At 68.1% G+C, this 17,040-nt stretch carries 13 protein-coding genes and 1 pseudogene; 10 read left to right on the top strand and 4 right to left on the bottom strand.

Annotation, left to right across the window (positions count from 1 at the left end):
• Positions 1–13 precede the first annotated feature (13 nt).
• The 3 genes from H074_RS33810 (at position 14) to H074_RS33800 (ending at position 4,186) form a co-directional block, all read left to right on the top strand.
• Positions 14–853, top strand: coding sequence for an LLM class F420-dependent oxidoreductase (locus H074_RS33810; protein WP_007034596.1), 840 nt, complete (start codon positions 14–16; stop codon positions 851–853).
• A 116-nt stretch (positions 854–969) separates the two neighbouring features.
• Entirely contained in the window at positions 970–2,598 is a 1,629-nt protein-coding gene (locus H074_RS33805) for a GMC family oxidoreductase (RefSeq protein ID WP_007034595.1), read from the top strand.
• Positions 2,599–2,611: 13 nt separating this feature from the next.
• Positions 2,612–4,186, top strand: coding sequence for a succinic semialdehyde dehydrogenase (locus H074_RS33800; RefSeq protein WP_007034594.1), 1,575 nt, complete (start codon positions 2,612–2,614; stop codon positions 4,184–4,186).
• Here H074_RS33800 and H074_RS33795 read toward each other — a convergent pair.
• Complete coding sequence (locus tag H074_RS33795; RefSeq protein ID WP_007034593.1) at positions 4,183–5,469, bottom strand: MFS transporter; 1,287 nt, start codon at positions 5,467–5,469, stop codon at positions 4,183–4,185. The two genes, H074_RS33800 and H074_RS33795, sit on opposite strands and share 4 nt — an antisense overlap.
• Positions 5,466–7,127, bottom strand: coding sequence for an amidohydrolase (locus H074_RS33790; RefSeq protein WP_007034592.1), 1,662 nt, complete (start codon positions 7,125–7,127; stop codon positions 5,466–5,468). Before H074_RS33790 ends, H074_RS33795 begins: the two co-directional genes overlap by 4 nt.
• Before the next feature lie 209 nt (positions 7,128–7,336).
• On the opposite strand from H074_RS33790, the gene H074_RS33785 reads away from it, so the two are divergent.
• The 5 genes from H074_RS33785 (at position 7,337) to H074_RS33770 (ending at position 12,157) form a co-directional block, all read left to right on the top strand.
• Positions 7,337–8,242: an Lrp/AsnC family transcriptional regulator gene (locus tag H074_RS33785; RefSeq protein WP_007034591.1), complete on the top strand. Its 906-nt coding sequence runs from the start codon at positions 7,337–7,339 to the stop codon at positions 8,240–8,242.
• A 539-nt stretch (positions 8,243–8,781) separates the two neighbouring features.
• Entirely contained in the window at positions 8,782–9,084 is a 303-nt protein-coding gene (locus tag H074_RS39715) for a peptidase inhibitor family I36 protein (RefSeq protein WP_007034590.1), read from the top strand.
• A gap of 489 nt (positions 9,085–9,573) precedes the next feature.
• Positions 9,574–9,882 (top strand): hypothetical protein, encoded by a 309-nt coding sequence (locus H074_RS41800; RefSeq protein WP_007034589.1) that lies wholly within the window; start codon positions 9,574–9,576, stop codon positions 9,880–9,882.
• An 84-nt stretch (positions 9,883–9,966) separates the two neighbouring features.
• Positions 9,967–11,262 (top strand): choice-of-anchor B family protein, encoded by a 1,296-nt coding sequence (locus tag H074_RS33775; protein WP_007034588.1) that lies wholly within the window; start codon positions 9,967–9,969, stop codon positions 11,260–11,262.
• A 13-nt stretch (positions 11,263–11,275) separates the two neighbouring features.
• Positions 11,276–12,157, top strand: a complete 882-nt coding sequence (locus H074_RS33770) for a hypothetical protein (protein ID WP_007034587.1) — start codon at positions 11,276–11,278, stop codon at positions 12,155–12,157.
• On the opposite strand, the gene H074_RS33765 is transcribed toward H074_RS33770, so the two are convergent.
• Both H074_RS33765 and H074_RS41795 read right to left on the bottom strand, forming a co-directional pair.
• The gene (locus H074_RS33765; RefSeq protein ID WP_235096947.1) at positions 12,138–14,819 is read right to left on the bottom strand and encodes a glycoside hydrolase family 84 protein; all 2,682 of its coding nucleotides are present in this window, start codon (positions 14,817–14,819) and stop codon (positions 12,138–12,140) included. The genes H074_RS33770 and H074_RS33765 overlap by 20 nt on opposite strands.
• A 137-nt stretch (positions 14,820–14,956) precedes the next feature.
• Positions 14,957–15,076 (bottom strand): annotated as a pseudogene (locus H074_RS41795) (GntR family transcriptional regulator); the annotation flags it as partial.
• Between the two features lie 68 nt (positions 15,077–15,144).
• Between H074_RS41795 and H074_RS33760 the strand changes: the two are divergent.
• Both H074_RS33760 and H074_RS33755 read left to right on the top strand, forming a co-directional pair.
• Entirely contained in the window at positions 15,145–15,756 is a 612-nt protein-coding gene (locus tag H074_RS33760) for a SecDF P1 head subdomain-containing protein (protein ID WP_007034584.1), read from the top strand.
• 222 nt (positions 15,757–15,978) lie between these two features.
• Positions 15,979–17,034 carry an LLM class flavin-dependent oxidoreductase gene (locus H074_RS33755; protein ID WP_007034583.1) on the top strand — a complete coding sequence of 352 codons (1,056 nt, stop codon included), beginning with the start codon at positions 15,979–15,981 and terminating at the stop codon, positions 17,032–17,034.
• The last annotated feature ends 6 nt before the right edge of the window (positions 17,035–17,040 follow it).

The following is a 17,040-nucleotide window of genomic DNA, read 5'->3' as shown; positions in this document are numbered from 1 at the left end:
TACGATCAAGATCATGCGATTCGCCATCAAGACTTCGCCGCAGGACACCGTTTGGTCCGACATGCTCGCCGTCTGGCAGGCCGCCGACGAGATCGAACTCTTCGAATCCGGTTGGACCTTCGATCACTTCTATCCCATTTTCTCGGATTCGACCGGTCCGTGCCTGGAAGGGTGGGTGACCCTCACCGCGCTCGCGCAGGCCACGAAACGGCTCCGGCTGGGCACCTTGGTCAGTGGGATCCACTACCGCCACCCCGCGCTCCTCGCGAACATGGCCGCGACACTGGACATCGTTTCCGGCGGCCGCCTGGAGATCGGGATCGGTGCGGGCTGGAACGAAGAGGAATCCGGCGCGTACGGCATGGAACTCGGCACCATCAAGGAACGCAGTGACAGGTTCGAGGAAGCCTGCGAGGTCCTCGTCGGTCTGCTGACCCAGGAGACCACCACCTTCCAGGGCGAGCACTACCGGCTGACCGACGCCCGCTGTGAACCGAAGGGCGTGCAGAAGCCGCATCCGCCGATCTGCATCGGCGGCAGCGGCGAGAAGCGGACCCTGCGCACGGCCGCGAAATACGCCCAGCACTGGAACTTCGTCGGTGGCACGCCGGAGGAGTTCGCGCACAAGCGTGCGGTGCTGCACCGGCACTGCGCGGACATCGGGCGGGACCCGGGCGAGATCACCTTGTCCTCGCATGTGCGCCTCGGCACGGACGGTGACTACGCCAAGGTCGGCGCGGAGGCCGAAGCCCTCGGCGAAGCGGGTCTCGACCTGGCGATCATCTACCTGCCGCCGCCGCACACCCCCGCCGTGCTGGATCCGCTGGCGAAGGCGCTCGAACCGCTGCGCTGAGGTCTCGAAGGCCGGCCGGGGAGCGACGGCCGTTGCGGAACCGGCCGGTCTCGCTATACGGTGACAGAACTAGAACAGGTTACAGTTCTGCACGGTGGGCGGACCGAGGAGCGGACATGGCGAACAGGGCTGCGCGCGGCGACGAGGCCGACTACGTGGTCGTCGGATCGGGCAGCTCGGGGGCCGCGATCGCGGGCAGGCTGGCGGAGTCCGGGGCCAGCGTGATCGTGCTCGAGGCGGGGAAGACCGACGAGCGGCTGCTCGTCAAGAAGCCGGGGCTGGTCGGCCCGATGCACGCGGTGCCCCAGCTCAAGAAGCCCTTCGACTGGGGCTACTACTCGGTGCCGCAGAAACACGTTCTCGATCGCCGGATGCCGGTGCCGCGCGGCAAGGTGGTCGGCGGCTCCAGTTCCATCAACGGCATGGTCTACGTGCGCGGCAACCGCGCCAACTTCGACTCCTGGGCCGCCGAGGGCAACAAGGGCTGGGACGCCGACAGCGTCAACGCCGCGTACAAGCGGTTGGAGGACTTCGAGGACGGCGAGAGCGAGTTCCGGGGCGCGGGCGGGCCGATCCGGGTCACCCGCAACAAGACCCCGCAGGAAGGCACGCTGCAGTTCCTCCAGGCGACCGCCGACGCGATCGGCTGCGAGATCCTCGACGACTACAACGCGGGGTCGCAGGAGGGCGTCAGCCGGATGCAGCAGAACGCCGCCGACGGCCTGCGCTACAGCGCCTCGCGCGGCTACATCCACCATCTCGCGCCCGCCACGCTGCAGGTCCGATCCGGGGTGCTGGCGAAGAAGGTGCTCATCGAGAACGGCCGTGCCGCCGGCGTCGAAGTCGTCGACGCGAACGGGGGACGGCGCATCCTGCGCGCGGGCAAGGAGGTCATCCTCTCGGCGGGCTTCGTCGGCTCCGCGCAGCTGCTGATGCTGTCCGGGATCGGCCACGCCGAGCACCTGAAGGAGCACGGCATCGACGTCGTCGCGGACCTGCCGGTCGGCGACAACCTGCACGACCACATGTTCCACGCGCTGACGTTCCGCGCGTCGTCGAGCAAGAACAAGGGCACGCCGCCGTACTTCGCACGCGGCCTCGTCAGCGAACTGATGCGGCCCGGGACGACGTTCCTGGCGAACTCGGTCTTCGAGGCGGTCGCCTTCCTCAAGACCTCCCAAGCCGCCGAGGTCCCCGACCTCCAGCTGCACCTCCTGCCGTGGGCATACGTGACGCCCAACCAGGACGCGCCGATCCGGCACGACGTCGACAAGCGGCCCGCGCTCACCGTGCTGACCACGCTGATCTACCCGAAGAGCCGCGGCACGCTGCGCCTCGCTTCGGCCGATCCCACGGCGGCGCCGCTGATCGACTTCCAGTACCTGTCCGACCCGGCCGACCTCGAGGTGCTCGGGGAGGGTTCGGAGATGGTCCGCGAGATCTTCGCGTCGGGGGCGTTCAACGGCTCGATCAAGGAAGAGCTCCACCCGGGCAAGGCGCTGCGGGGCCAGGAGCTGCGCGACGCGATCCTGAACCGCGCGACCTCGGTCTACCACGGCGTCGGCACCTGCCGGATGGGCGTCGACGAACTCGCGGTCGTCGGTCCCGATCTCAAGGTCCGCGGCGTGGAGGGCCTGCGGGTCTGCGACGCCTCGATCATGCCGTCGATCACCGGCGGCAACACCAACGCGCCCGCCATCATGATCGGCGAGATGGGCGCGCGGCTTGTCTTGTCGGACAACTGACGGAAAGAGGGCCATGACCGTCACACCGCTCGCGCTCACTCGTCCGGCGTCGGTGACCGACGCGTTCCTTCAGCGGCTCGCCGCCCGCGTGCCGGGCTCGTCCGGCGCGACCTGGAAGCTCGCCGAGGTCTACACCGGCGACGTGCTCGTCGAACTACCCCAGTCGACCCCCGCCGACATCGAGCAGGCGTTCACCACGGCGCGCGCCGCGCAGACGGAATGGGCGGCCACACCGCTCAAGCGGCGGCTGGAGGTGTTCAAACGGGCGCACACGCTCTTCGTCGGCAACGCGCCGGCCGTCACCGACCTCATCCAGGTCGAGAGCGGCAAGAACCGGCGGATGGCGATCGAGGAGACCTGCGACCCGGCGATGGTGATGAGCCATTACCTCACGCGGGCCGCCAAACTGCTGGCGCCGGCCAAACGCGGCGGGCCGGTCCCGTTCCTGACGACGTCGACCGAGGTCCGGCAGCCCAAGGGCGTGGTCGGGATCATCGCGCCGTGGAACTTCCCTTTCGCCACCGGGATTTCCGACGCCGTCCCGGCGTTGATGGCCGGGAACGCGGTGGTGCTGAAACCCGACAACAAGACCGCGCTCTCCCCGCTGTACGGCGTCGAGCTGCTGGAGCGGGCCGGGCTGCCGAAGGGCCTGTTCCAGGTGGTGTGCGGCGAGGGCCCGGACGTCGGCCCGACCCTTATCGACCAGGCGAATTACGTGATGTTCACGGGTTCCACGGCCACCGGCCGGGTGATCGGCGAACGGGCGGGCCGCAACCTCATCGGCTGCTGCCTCGAACTCGGCGGCAAGAACCCGATGATCGTGCTCGAAGACGCCGACCTCGACGAGACCGTGCAGGGCGCGATCTTCGGCGCTTTCGGCAACACCGGGCAGATCTGCATGCACATCGAGCGGATCTATCTGCCGGAATCCCGCTACGACGAGTTCAAGAACGCGTACGTGGCCAAGACCAAGGCGCTCGACGTCCGGGCCGCCTACGACTTCGGCCCCGACATGGGTTCGCTCGTCTCCGTCGACCACATGAGCCGGGTCAAATCGCACGTCGACGACGCCGTCGCCAAGGGGGCGACCGTCCTTTGTGGAGGAAAGCCCCGGCCCGACCTCGGTCCGGCGTTCTTCGAACCGACGATCCTCGAAGGCGTCACGAAGGACATGCTCTGCGGTGTCACCGAAACCTTCGGACCCGTTGTCGCACTGCACAAGTACCGCACTGTCGACGAGGCCGTCGCGCTCGCCAACGACACCGAGTACGGCCTCAACGCCTCGGTCTGGGGCGGCGACGTCGGCGCCGCGCGTGCCGTGGCCGCGCGGATCGAGTCCGGCAACGTCAACATCAACGACATCCTGGCCACCGCGTACGCCGCGAAGGGGACACCGTCCGGCGGTGTCAAGAATTCGGGCGTCGGCGCCCGCCACGGGGACCAGGGCCTGCTCAAGTACACCGACGTCAAGAACGTGGCGGTGCTCAAGAAGCAGGTCATGGGTCCCCGCGGCGGCCAGACCTACGAGAAGTACGTCGAGGGGATGCTGTCCGGCCTGAAACTCATGCGGCGCCTCCGCATCCGCTAGGCGTCGTCGGTGTGCTGCGGAGCGGCCAGCACACAGGCGATGCTGAGCACGCACATGCCGATCAGCAGGCCGATCGCCGGCCAGATGCTGCCCGTCGCCTGGAACAGCAGGGTCGACACCAACGGCGAGAGACCGCCGAAGAGCGCGCCCGCCAGCTGATAGGACAGCGAGATGCTGGTGTACCGCGCCCGCGGACGGAACATCTGCGACAGGATCGCGGCGATCGGGCTGTAGGTCGCCGTCATCGCCAGGCGCATCGCCACGAACGCCGCGATGATCAGCACCGCGTTTCCGGTCGACAGCACGAGGAACTGTGGTGCCGCGAGTACGGCGACGCCGACGAGACCGATCGCGACCACCCGCACCCTGCCGAAGCGGTCACCGAGCCAGGCGGCGCCGAAGCTCACGGCCAGTTCCACGAACGCGGCGATGGTGAGCGCGTTGAGTACGAGCGATTCGGAGACGCCGACGGCCGGATCGGTCGCGTACGCCGTAGCGAAAGTGGTGACGAGGTAGTAGCCGCCGACCGCGACGGGCAGCACGCAGATGCCCAGCAGGATCGGTTTCCAGTTCGTCCGCACCGCGTACAGGATGGGCACGCCGGTCTCTTCGGTGCTGTCCTCGAAGACCGGTGACTCCTCGACCTTCAAGCGCACGAGGAGGCCGACGCCGATGAGCAACGCGGACGCGAAGAAGGGGATCCGCCAGCCCCAGTCGGCGAGCATTTCAGGGCCGCCGGTGCTCAGCAGGCTGAACAGGCCGGTGGCCAGCAGCGCACCCGCCGGGTTTCCTGCCTGCGCGAAGGCGCCGTAGAAGGTCTTCTTGTCCGGCGGCGCGTGTTCGACGGCCATGAGCACGGCGCCGCCCCACTCACCGCCGACGGCGAGTCCTTGGACGAACCTGAGCACCACGAGCAGGATGGGCGCCCACGTCCCTATCCGGTCATACCCGGGCAGACAGCCGACGAGGAAGGTCGCCGCGCCCATCATGGTGAGGGTCACCACGAGCGCGGTCTTGCGGCCGACCCGGTCGCCGATGTGCCCGAACACGATGCCGCCGAGCGGCCGGGCGAAGAACCCGACGGCGTACGTCGCGAAGGCCGCCGCGACGCCGGTCAGCCGGTCGCCGGTTTCGGGGAAGAACACGGTGCCGAAGACGAGGCTCGCGGCCGTGGCGTAGATGTAGAAGTCGTACCACTCGATCGTGGTGCCGACGAAGGCCGCGAGCCCGGCGCGGCGGGCCCGGCGGAGCGACTGCGCGCTTTCGCGGACGTCGTTGGTCATCGGGCCACCTCGCCGTCGATCCAGGTTTCCAGCACACCGATGCCCGCGATCCGGCTCGGGTCGCAGGTGAGGGGATTCTCGCCGAGCAGCACGAAGTCGGCGCGTTTGCCGGGGGTGATCGAGCCGAGGTCGCGGTCACGGCCGAGCACCCGGGCGCCGGCGATCGTATGCGCGGCGACGGCCGACCGGACGTCGATCAGCAGGTCGTCGCCGCCGAGCCGGTGGCCGCGCCGGGTCGTCCTGGTCACCGCTGTCTGGATGGCTTCGAGCGGGTTCGGTTCCGCGACCGGGGCGTCCGAGCTCAACGTGACCGGTACACCCGCCGCCTGGAACTCGCCGAGGGGATTGAATCGCTCGCCGGGGGTGCCGACGGCGTCGGTGACGCCTTCGCCCCAGTTGTAGTAGTGCTGGGGCTGGTTGACCGGGTGGACACCGAGCGCGGCCATGCGCCTGATCTGTTCCGGGGACGGCAGTCCGCAGTGCTCGATTCGGTGACGGGCGTCCGGCCGGGGATTTCGCCGCTGCGCGTCTTCGATGGCGTCGAGCACCATGGCGATCGCGTCGGGGGACTGGGCGTGGGTCGCGGTCTGGAGCCCGGCCTCGTGCGCCTTGCCGATCAGCGCGGAGTAGTCCTTCGGGTCGTGGTACAGCTGTCCGGTGCGGCACGGGTCGCCGACGTAGCCGTCTGGGAAGTACGCGGTCCACCCGCCGAGCGTGCCGTCGGCGTAGAACTTGATACCCGCGAACGCGAGGCGGGTGGTGCCGAAAGCGCCGTGGAGGCCCATTTCCAGGGCCTGGTCGAGCAGGTGGGACAGCAGGTACATGTGCACGCGCGTCTTGAGCAGCCCGGCTTCGTCCAGCCGCAGGTACATGTCGAATTCGCGGCGCGTGACCTGGGCGTCGCCGATCGCGGTCACCCCCGCGGCGAGGAACTTCTCCTGCGCGGCGGCCAGCTGCCGCGCGTGCTCCTCCGGCTCGTCCTCGAGGTGGAAGTTCGGCCCGTGCCGCCCGACCTTCACGCCGGTGACCCCGGTGAGGATGTTGCACGCCGCGTCCGAGAGCTCCCCGGTGAGCTCGCCGTGCTCGTCACGGAAGAAGACCCCGCCGTCGGGATCCGGGGTGTCACGGGTGACTCCGTTGCGACGCAACGTGAAGCTGTTCACCACGCCGCCGTGCCCGCTGGCGTTCATGAGGTAGACCTCGCGGTCTTCGGCGACCGCGTCGAGTTCCTCCTTGCGGGGATGGCGTTTCTCGGCGAGGTTGCGGTGCTCGTAGCCGTACCCGCGGACGGGCCTGCCCGCCGGGGTGTGCCGCGCCGCCTCACGCAGCAGCGCGACGATCTCGGGGATGGTCGAGGCCCGCTCGGGACCGCAGTCCACCCAGGTCATCATCTGCCCGTACATCAGGGGATGCGCGTGCGGGTCGACGAAACCCGGCAGGAGCGTGCCCGGCAGCCGCCGCACCTCCGGCTTCGGGCGGCCGAGCCCGGCCGCCCGGGCACGGCACTCGTCCACCGAGCCGACCGCGGCGATCTCCTCGCCGAACACGAGCACCGCGGCGGCGCCTTCGGTGGCGTCGTCGACGGTCACCAGCTCGTCGGGAAGCAAGATCGTCGCTGTCGCGTCGAGGACTGAACGATCGAGGGGCAACAGGCGCATCGCGCGGACTCCTGGGGTTCGACGGTGAAGTGGGGCGAAGGTAAGCGACGAAAACGGCGGGCGCAATCAGATCGCTCGTGTACGGACGGTGTTCACGATCGATATGCACGCGACCATGGACATAACGCGTTATATCTGCTGCCATTGGCGCTATCTGGTCGGTGATATGGTGCATTTCGCCGTCGGAAATTCAGCGGAGGGAAACCGTCGTGGACGACGCGTTGGTCGCGGCTTTGCGCACGGACGGCCGGATGAGCGTGGCCGATCTGGCCAGGCGCGTCGGCGCTTCACGGTCGGCCGTGTCGGCCCGGCTGGAGCAGCTGAAGGCCGACGGTTCGCTCAGCGTGGTCGCGGCGGTCCACCCCGAGTTTCTCGGCTTGACCGCGTATGCGCACCTCGCGATCCGCACCTCGGGCCGCTCGCAGGCGACGACGGACGCCATCGCGGCGCTGCCCGCCGCCGCGTTCGTTTCGGCGGTGAGCGGGGAGTACCAGACCGTCGCCGAACTGCGCCTGCCCGACTCCCCGGCGCTCTACCGCACGGTGGCGGACATCCGCGGCCTGCCGGAGGTGGAACAGGTCAACACCCTCGTCTACGTGGATGTGGTCAAAGGCCTGTTCATGCCGGGCCGTCCGCTGCCGACCTGGCTGCGGCTGGACGACCGCGATCTCGCGATCATGTTGCGACTCCAGGCCGACGGCCGGGAGGGTTACGCGCGCATCGCCGAGCACGTCGGGCTGTCGCCCTCGGCTACCCGAACGCGTGTGCGCTTCCTCGTGGAGCACGACGTCATCCGGATCGCGCCGGTGCTCAGCCGCGCCCGTCCGGACGCCGGCCTGGTCTGCGGGATCGGCCTGAACGTGCGGGGCTCCGGGGACTCCGTGACCGCCGCGCTCGCCGCCCGCGACGACACCGAGTTCCTCGCCAGGACCATCGGCCGGTTCGACGTCGTCGCCACCATCGCGGCGCAGTCCGCCCGTGCCCTCGACTGGACACTCGAAGAGATCAGTGGCAGGCCCGACGTCGTGACCGCGGAGACGTGGGTGCATCTCCGCATCGCCAAAGAACGGTACGAGTGGCCGTTGCCGACGGCGGAAGAGCTTGCGCGGCGTTAGGCGTTGTCCGGCAAGGCTTTCCGGATCTCGCTCTTGAGCACCTCGACCGCCCCGCGGTGTTCCCCGGCGGGCGCGGTGCTGCCTGAGTGGAGCTGGACCACGGTGGTGATCTGCTCAGTCCGATGGGCTCCTGGTGCGGAGCCCATCGAACCGATTCGTCTAATCGGTGGCGCAGCTTCGGTTCGGAGTTCCGGTGAGTGTGTCCTCGGGTGGTCGTGAGTGGTAAGAACGGTTAGAACCGTCCTTACCACTCACGAGCCCCACCGCGGTCCGCCGCTCAGGTCGAGGGATGCATGGATAAGGGCCGCGAAAGTGGCCTCTTACCATGGATTAGAATCCCGAATCACCTGACTGTGAAGGTGGCTTCTCTCGGAGAGAGAGGCATACGCGCCGTCGATGCCTCCTTCGCAATTGGACATCAATTACTTCGCTGTACTGGCCAATAAGGCGTTTGCTGGGGCGGCAACAATAAGCATCCATTGTCTCGAAGGCGTGAAAGTTGGGGCGTATTCACGGCATATCCAGAAAGTATTTTGACTATGAAGATCGCGCTTCGCGGTACGGCTGCGATCACTTCCTGTGTTCTCGCCGCCGGCCTTGTTCTGACCGGTGGTGGCCAGGCGGTGGCCAGTGTGCGGGCGGCTAATGGTGAATGTCCCGAGGATCACCTGTGCGCCTACGACGAAGAAGAGTACGTCGGTGACATGGGTAAAATCAATAAGAGTGACCCGGATATGACGGATGAACCAGAGTGCGATGTGTTCGTCCACCGTGTCGAGTCGATTTTCAACAATAGTGACGTCACGGTCTGCGTGTACAGCAAAAGAGGTTCAGGGGAGTGAAGGGTGTTGTGCCCCCAGGCGAAGACTTCGGAGACATCGAAAATCTCGATCCTGCGCTCAAGCATCACATTTACTCGGTCAAGTTCGGTTGCTGACACGGTGTTCTGAGATGGTGGCCGACCTCCACGCTCGTCTGGCCCGGGGTGCGCCTTCCCGAACCCGAGACGGCTCCCGACTCCACCCAGGGAATCGAGCTGAGCCGGTTGACTGCCTTGCTTCAGACGTGGCGGGGACATGACTGGCGGGCAAGGGAAATCCGCTGCGACACGATTCCCCACTACAGGCCCGGATCGATGGTCTGGACATCGGGTTCTGGCACGTACGCTCACCTGAGCGCATGGTCGTGCCTTCGTTGCCGGACTTCGGCTTCAGAGAACGGCCCCGCGAGCGGGCCGGCGCCCTGGGCGGACCGCTTCCGCCTGGGCCGACCTGATGACGGCGCTCGGGTATCGGCGTTTCGGGGCCCACGGCGGGGATTGGTGTGCCTGCGTGAGCACGGAACTGGCGCGGCTGGTGCCCGAACGTGTCGAGGGCTTGCACTTGACGATGCGTTCGGCGTCGCCGCTGCCGGAGGACCGAACGGCGCCGAGCCCGGCGAACCACGGATGCCTGGCGGACCGGCATCGATGCTTCGAGTGCCCGCTGGTACTGGGAGGCGATGCGCTGGGTGCCGCGCGGCGCGGAGGAGGAGAACGACCGGCCGGTGACCGCGGCGGTCACTTCCCGGGACTGGAGCAGCCGGACCCGCTGGTGTCCGAGATCAGGGAGGCGTTCCGGGACCTCCCGCAAAACGGTTAAAAACGCCAGACCTTCGGAGGGATACACCGGGAATGGCTGCTCCTATCGTCGGAAATCGACCGAAAACCGGTGAGGAGCCGCCTGATGAAACTCGTGCGCATGATGGGGCTGGCCGTGCTGACGGCCTCCGCGTTGGTGTTGTCGATGACGGCGGCGTCCGCGCACGACCCCGAGACGGCGGAGGGACAGGCGGCGGCCCGGACCTTCATGGCCGACCACATCCCGGCGGAGCGGCACACCGTCACCGGCACCGCCGCGGGTGTTCCCTGCGTCAACGGCAAAGCCGACAAATACCCGTGCAAGAACGTCGACCTGCTCAGCGTGCTTCCCTTGTCGGGTCTCGGCGGCGGGAACGGCAACGACATCTGGGGCTGGACCGATCCTTCGTCCGGCAAGGAATACGCCATCGTCGGGCGGACCAACGGCACCGCCTTCGTCGACCTGAGCGTCCCGACCTCGCCGAAGTTCCTGGGCAACCTGCCGTCCAACGGCGGCAGCAGCTCGTGGCGGGACATGAAGGTGTACAAGAACCACGCGTTCATCGTGGCCGACTTCATCACCGGGCACGGGATGCAGGTGTTCGATCTGACCAGGCTGCGCACCGTCACCACACCGCAGACCTTCACCGCCGACGCGCTGTACCGGGAATTCGGTCCCGCGCACAACATCGCGATCAACGAGGAGACCGGTTTCGCTTACGCGATCGGCTCCAACACGTGCAGTGGCGGACCGCATATCGTCAACATCCAGAACCCGAAGGCGCCGGCCAAGGCGGGCTGTGTTTCGCAGGACGGCTACACCCACGACACGCAGTGCGTCGTCTACCGTGGACCGGACGCGGCCTACAGCGGCAAGGAGATCTGCTTCAACGCCAACGAGGACACGCTGACCATCGTCGACGTCACCGACAAGGCCCGGCCGGTCCAGATCTCGCGCAAGGGCTACTCGGGCGCGCAGTATTCGCACCAGGGCTGGCTGACCGGCGACCAGCGCTACTTCCTGCTGGACGACGAACTGGACGAGTCGCGCGGCACCGACAAGCGCACCAAGACCTACGTCTGGGACCTGGCCAAGCTGTCCGCCCCCGTGCACACCGGCGTCTACAGTTCGCCCGCCACCGCGATCGACCACAACCAGTACATCAAGGGCCAGTACTCCTACCAGGCGAACTACCAGGCGGGCCTGCGCATCCTGGACGTCAGCGGGGTCGCTTCGGCGCGGTTGTCCGAGGTCGGCTACTTCGACATCTACCCGGCGGGCAACGCGGCGAACTTCAACGGCGCGTGGAGCAACTACCCGTACTTCTCCAGCGGCATCGTCATCGTGAACGGCATCGAGCAGGGCCTGGTCGTGGTGAAGCCGAACCTCGGCGGGAACTGACCGGGGGCAGGGCGTGCGCAAACCCCGGTTCACGGATTGGCTGTTCCTCGCGCTGGCCTTGGTGATCGGAACGGCCGCCGTGTTCGTGGCACTCCGGCCGACACCCGGCTCCGCGCATTCGGCTCACCAGCAGCCCGTCGTGACGGCGGATCTGCTGCCCGCCGCGCACAGCGACGGGTTGTCGGAGGCGGAAAGCGGCTACCGGTTCGAGCGGGTCACCACGCCCGCCGTCCGGGGCCCCGAGGTGCCGGTCGCGTTCCGGATCCTCGGCCCCGACGGACGGCCGGTCACCCGTTTCCTGGACAACCAGACCAAACAGATGCATTTCTTCGCCGTGCGCGACGACATGAACGTCTTCCAGCACGTGCATCCGACGCTGGACGGGGACACCTGGCACACGAGCCTCGCGCTGACCGACGGTGGTGCCTACCGGATGTTCGCCGAATTCGTCCCGCTCGACACGAAGGACGCGAAGCATCCGGTGGTGCTCGGTGTCCCGTTCACCGTGCCCGGTGACACCACTTTCGTACCGGTGCCCGCTCCGGCGGGCGACACCGTGACACCCACGGGATACCGGGTGGCGCGGGTGGACGGGGCGGCGCGGATCCCGTCGATGCGGGCGCAGGTTCTCCGGTTCGCCATCCGCGGCCCCGACGGCGCGCTCGTCACCGCGGTCGACCCCCATCTGGGTGCCAACGGCCATATGACCGGTTTTCACACCATGCTGTTGTCGGCCACGCACCTGCATCCGGTCCAGCCGCTCGGCGCGGCGCTGGCCGACGGTGAACTGACCTTCCACTCCCTGTTTTCCGAACGCGGGGAGTACCGGCTGTTCCTCGAATTCTCACACGGTGGGCGGGTGCACACGGCCGCCATCACGGTCGCGGTGGACTGACGGGAACGACCTCCGCGATCTTCGGCGCCGCGCCTCCCGGCGACCAGAGGAGCCGGACTTTGCCGGTCACGACGCCTTCGGCGGGCAGTTCCGTGTAGCCGCCCGACATCCTGCCGATCGTGCGCCAGCCCCCATCCGGGTCCGCGATCTGGACGTCGGCGCCCGCACCGGCTTCAGCCGCCAGGACGACGACCTTGCCCAGCGGCTTCGGCGTGGCGGCCGTGACGACGAGCGCGTCGCCGGGCATCGGCGTCGAAGCCGCCGTGTAGAGCGAATCGGCGTTGTTGTCCGCGGCGGCGGCCAGGTTCGACCCCGCCGGGGTACCGGTGACCGTGTACCTGGGACTGTCCGGTGTGGACACCGTGAACTCCCGGACCACGACCCAGAAGGGTTGAGGACCGGTCGTGCGCACGCGGACGAACCTGGCCTCGGCGCCTTCGGGGAGATCGGCCGAGATCACCGGCTCAGTGACCGTCTTCACCGTCGTCCACCGCGTTCCGTCGGCGGAGTATTCCAGCACACCGTTGTGGACGAAGTCGTCCGGGCTGGTCGGCTTGCCCATCGCGATGTCCACATGGGACACCCGCTGCGCGGTGCCGAGGTCGACGCCGATGGAGTCACCGACCCGTGGTGCCCAATCGCTCCAGTAGTAGGTCTCGGGGTCGCCGTCGACCATCCGGGCGGGAACGTTGTCGGTATAGGTACCCAGCGAGGTCGTCGGCCGCGGCCGGATCCCCGGCAGGCCGAACCAGCGGTCGGCGGTGGCCAGCGCGCTGTCGAGGAACGGCACGCAGACGGCCGTGCAGGTGCTCGGGTTACGCGGCCCCCGCGAGGTCGGGACGCGGATCGCCTGTGCCTGCTTCAGCGCGGCGACGAGTTCCCCGCGTTCCGCCCATGCCTTCGCGCCGTCGCCGTCGAACTGGGCCAGCAGCATTTTCACGGCGTGCCCGCCGGCCTGACCGTAGAGGCCGACCTGGTCGAGCCACGGCCCGGCTTCGGCGAGGAATTTCGGGTTCGAGGCCATCCCGCGTCGCAGGTCTTCGGGATCGGACGCCATCGAGGTCAGATAGCGATCCAGTTTCGCGGCCGCGTCCCACGGGTTCTTCTTCTCCAGCGCGGTCCAGAAGGCGGCCAGTAACGGGCGCAGCACCGGTGAATCCAGATCCGGCTTCCCGGTCTCGAGGCGGACGAGCAGACTCGAATAGTTGTTCTCCGCGAACACCTTCAGCGCCGGAGCGGCGGGTCCGCCGAGATCGGCGATGGCGGCGAGCCACGACTTGTCGGGGTCGTACCGGCCCGGGTTCCACAGGAAGTCACCGGAGGTGAACTCGGCGATCTTGGAGGCCTCGGCCTGCACCATCGGATTCGCGGTGATCCCGGACAGGAACTTCGCGATCCCGGGCTCGCGGCCGATGTACGGGCCGAGCAGCAGGCGTTCGGTGATGTAGTCGTTGACCGGGTAGTTGTCCCAGATCAGAATGTCGTGTCCGAACACCTCTTTCGCCTGGCGGGCCTGCTTTTCGGTGATCTGCCCGGCGATCACGCCGACACCGGTCCACTCGACGATCACCGCCTTGTCGAGCTGGGTGCGCAGCGCGGTCTTGTACGGGGAGTCGGCGAGGTCGTAGTACTCGGTCGGGACGGTTTGCAGCCGTTCGACACCGGGATGCGTGGCGATGAAGTCCTGCTGCACCCGGTTGAGCAGGAACGATTGCGCCGCGCCCGCGGCCGCGCCACCGGTGCCGAACTTCGCCGCGTCGGCGTCGCAGTTCCAGCGGGTGTAGGAGATGTCGTCGAGCGGGATCGCGAACGACCGCACCCCGATCTCCCACAGCGACTGGAATTTCGTGACCAGTGCGGTCTTGTCGGCGTCCGAGGAGTAGCACACGGAGAGGCCGGGGGAGAGGGCGTAGGTGAACTCGACGTGGTTCGCCGCCGCGCGGCTCACCAGTTGCGAGAGCGGCGTGAGCTGTTCGGGCGGGTACTGGTCGCGCCAGCGGGCGCGCAGGAACGGGTCGTCCTTGGGGGAGTAGACGTACATGTTCTGCTTGGTGCGGCCGTAGAAGTCCAGCTGTGCCAGCCGATCGGCGTGCGACCAGGGTGCGCCGTAGAAGCCTTCGATCACGCCGCGCAGTGGTGCCGCCGGCCAGTCACGCATGCCGAACGCGCGGCTCTTGCCGGAAGCGAAGAGCTGCCGGAGCGAGTGCGCGGCGTAGAACGTCCCCGAAGTGTCCACACCGGACAGTGCGATCACGCCGCGGTCGGCGGCGAGGACGTATCCGCCGGGGGACAGGCCTTCCGGTCCGTCGAGGCGGAGCGCGGCGAGCGCGAAGGCGGTCGCCTTGCTCTCGGTGGGACCGCCGACGAAGACGACGAGCCCGCCCTTGCCGCGTTCCCGGTCGACGGCGGCCTGATCGCTGTCAGTGATCTTGACGATCGTGCTCGCACCCGCCGAGCGAAGGACCTGGTCCACGACGGCGAGCGCGGACGGATCGGTGCCTGCTCCGGCGACTTCGACGACGGTCCGCGGGATGGTCACCTGACCCGGTCGCGGCGTCACCTGCTGGGGTGTCGGCCATACCTGCGCCAGTGGCGGGGACGAGCCGGCGGCCGCGTTCGCCGGCGCGGGGACGGCCACCGCCACCGTGGTCACGAGCACCATGACCGGAATGAGTCGGAGTACCCATCGGAAGGACATCGGCGGCCCCCAAAATCGTCGATCAACGACGTTCTGTGAGCAAGGAAACACCCAATGCGATGATGGGGGCTAGGTCGGTCTGGGTGATTTTCCGACAGGACCTACGGCTCCTCGGCCAACGCGGCCGCGGTGAGGGTGAGATGCCGGGTCAGTGCCTCGGCCGCCGCGTCGGCGTCGCGGGCCAGTTCGCTCGCGGTCCACATCCGGTCGAAGGTCTCCAGCCGGAGGTCGGCGAGGAGTGGAAGGCGTTTCGCCCACGCGCGGGCGCTGAACACGACAGAATGTCCCCGTGCGGATCATCCTCGTAGCGGTCGCCCTCGTCCTGCTCGGTGTCACCGGTTGCCAGGGAGGGGTTTCAGGCCAAGCCGAGCCTGAAGGCGACAGTTTCGCGATCAAGGACGGATCCAGGTTGCGGTTCCGGCCGGTCCTGGCCGAGCTGCCGCCTGGCCCCGCGACAGGCTCGGCGACGAACCGTCAGAGCACGGATCCCGCCGAACAGCAGGCCGCCGCGGCGGCCCTGGACTGCTCACGGGGACCGGATCCGCTGGACGGCCGTGACGACCCGGCGCTCCCGTTGGTCAGCTGTGACCGCGTGCAGGGCACGAAGTACCTGCTCGGCCCGGCCTTCCTCACCGGAGCCGACCTCAGCCGGGCGAACGCTCGGCTCGATTCGCAGTCGGGCGGCCCGCTCGTCGGGCTCAGTTTCACCGACGCGGGTGCGCGGACGTGGGCCGACTGGACCGCGGCGAACGTCGGCAAACAGGTCGCGATGGTGCTGAAGAGCCGGGTGCTGACCGCGCCGATGATCCAGTCGGCCATCACCGGCGGGGAAACCCAGATCACCGGCAAGTTCACCATGTCCGACGCCCGTCAGTTGGCGCGCGACATCGCCGGCGGCTGAGCCGGCCTTTGCGAGTACATGATGGCCCCCTTCCTTGCGCCTAGCGCAAGGAAGGGGGCCATCATGTACTTCGCCACCCTGACTTGACACCTTTGACTTTCGGCTCAATAAGTGTCGTTCTAACGACACTTACCACTCACGACACGTCGCGTGCCCCGGTCCCGCGTGGAATACGATCACCGCACCCGACGTTTGAGCGTTCAACTACTTGAGGAGTTGGACATGGGTTACGAGATCCTGGGCACCCCGCAGGAGCCGACCTTCGGCCTGGACACGTTCGGCGACGTCGAGAACGGCGCGGACGGCCAGCCGGTGAGCCAGGCCGAGGCCATCCGCCAGGTCGTGGCCGAGGGCGTCCTCGCCGACCAGGTGGGCGTGGACTACTTCGGTGTCGGAGAACATCACCGCGCGGAGATGGCGGTGTCGTCGCCGGACGTCGTGCTGGCCGCGATCGCGGGCCGGACCGACCGGATCAGGCTGGGCACGGCGGTCACGGTGCTCAGCTCGGACGACCCGGTGCGGGTGTACGAGCGGTTCGCCACGCTGGACGCCGTTTCCCGGGGACGGGCCGAGGTCACGCTCGGCCGGGGCTCGTTCACCGAGTCGTTCCCGCTGTTCGGCTATTCGCTGGAGGACTACGAAGCGCTGTTCGCCGAGAAGCTCGACCTGTTCACGCATTTGCAGGAGGAGAAACCGGTCGACTGGTCCGGCACCGTCCGTCCCGCGCTGGAGGGCGCGCAGGCCTTCCCGGTCACCGAAGCGGGCAGCCTGCCCGCCTGGGTCGGGGTCGGCGGCACCCCGCAGTCGGTGGTCCGCGCGGCCGCATACGGCCTGCCGCTGGTGATGGCCGTGATCGGCGGGTCGCCGGAGCGGTTCACCCCGCTCGCGGACCTGTACCGGCGCGCGTTGAAGGAGGCGGGACACCAGGAGCTACCGATCTCGATGCACAGCCCGGGCCACGTCGCCGAGACCGACGAGCTGGCCGTCGCCCAGCATTTCTCGCACCACCAGGCCGCTTTCGCCAAGATCGGTGCCGAACGGGGCTGGGGCCCGATGTCCCGGGCCGACTACGACGTCATGGCCGGGCCGCGCGGTGCGTTGTTCATCGGCTCTCCCGAGACAGTGGCGCAGAAAATCGCCTGGGCGGTGCGGACCCTCGGTCTGTCGCGGTTCCAGCTCAAGTACAGCGTCGGCGCGCTTCCGCACGAGCAGCGCCTGAACTCGATCCGTCTTTACGGCGAGCAGGTCGTCCCGCGGGTGAAGGAGCTGCTCGGCTAGCCTCGA

Source organism: Amycolatopsis decaplanina DSM 44594 (assembly GCF_000342005.1).
GTDB classification, from domain to species: Bacteria; Actinomycetota; Actinomycetes; order Mycobacteriales; family Pseudonocardiaceae; genus Amycolatopsis; species Amycolatopsis decaplanina.
This window is presented reverse-complemented; position numbering and strand designations above follow the sequence as displayed.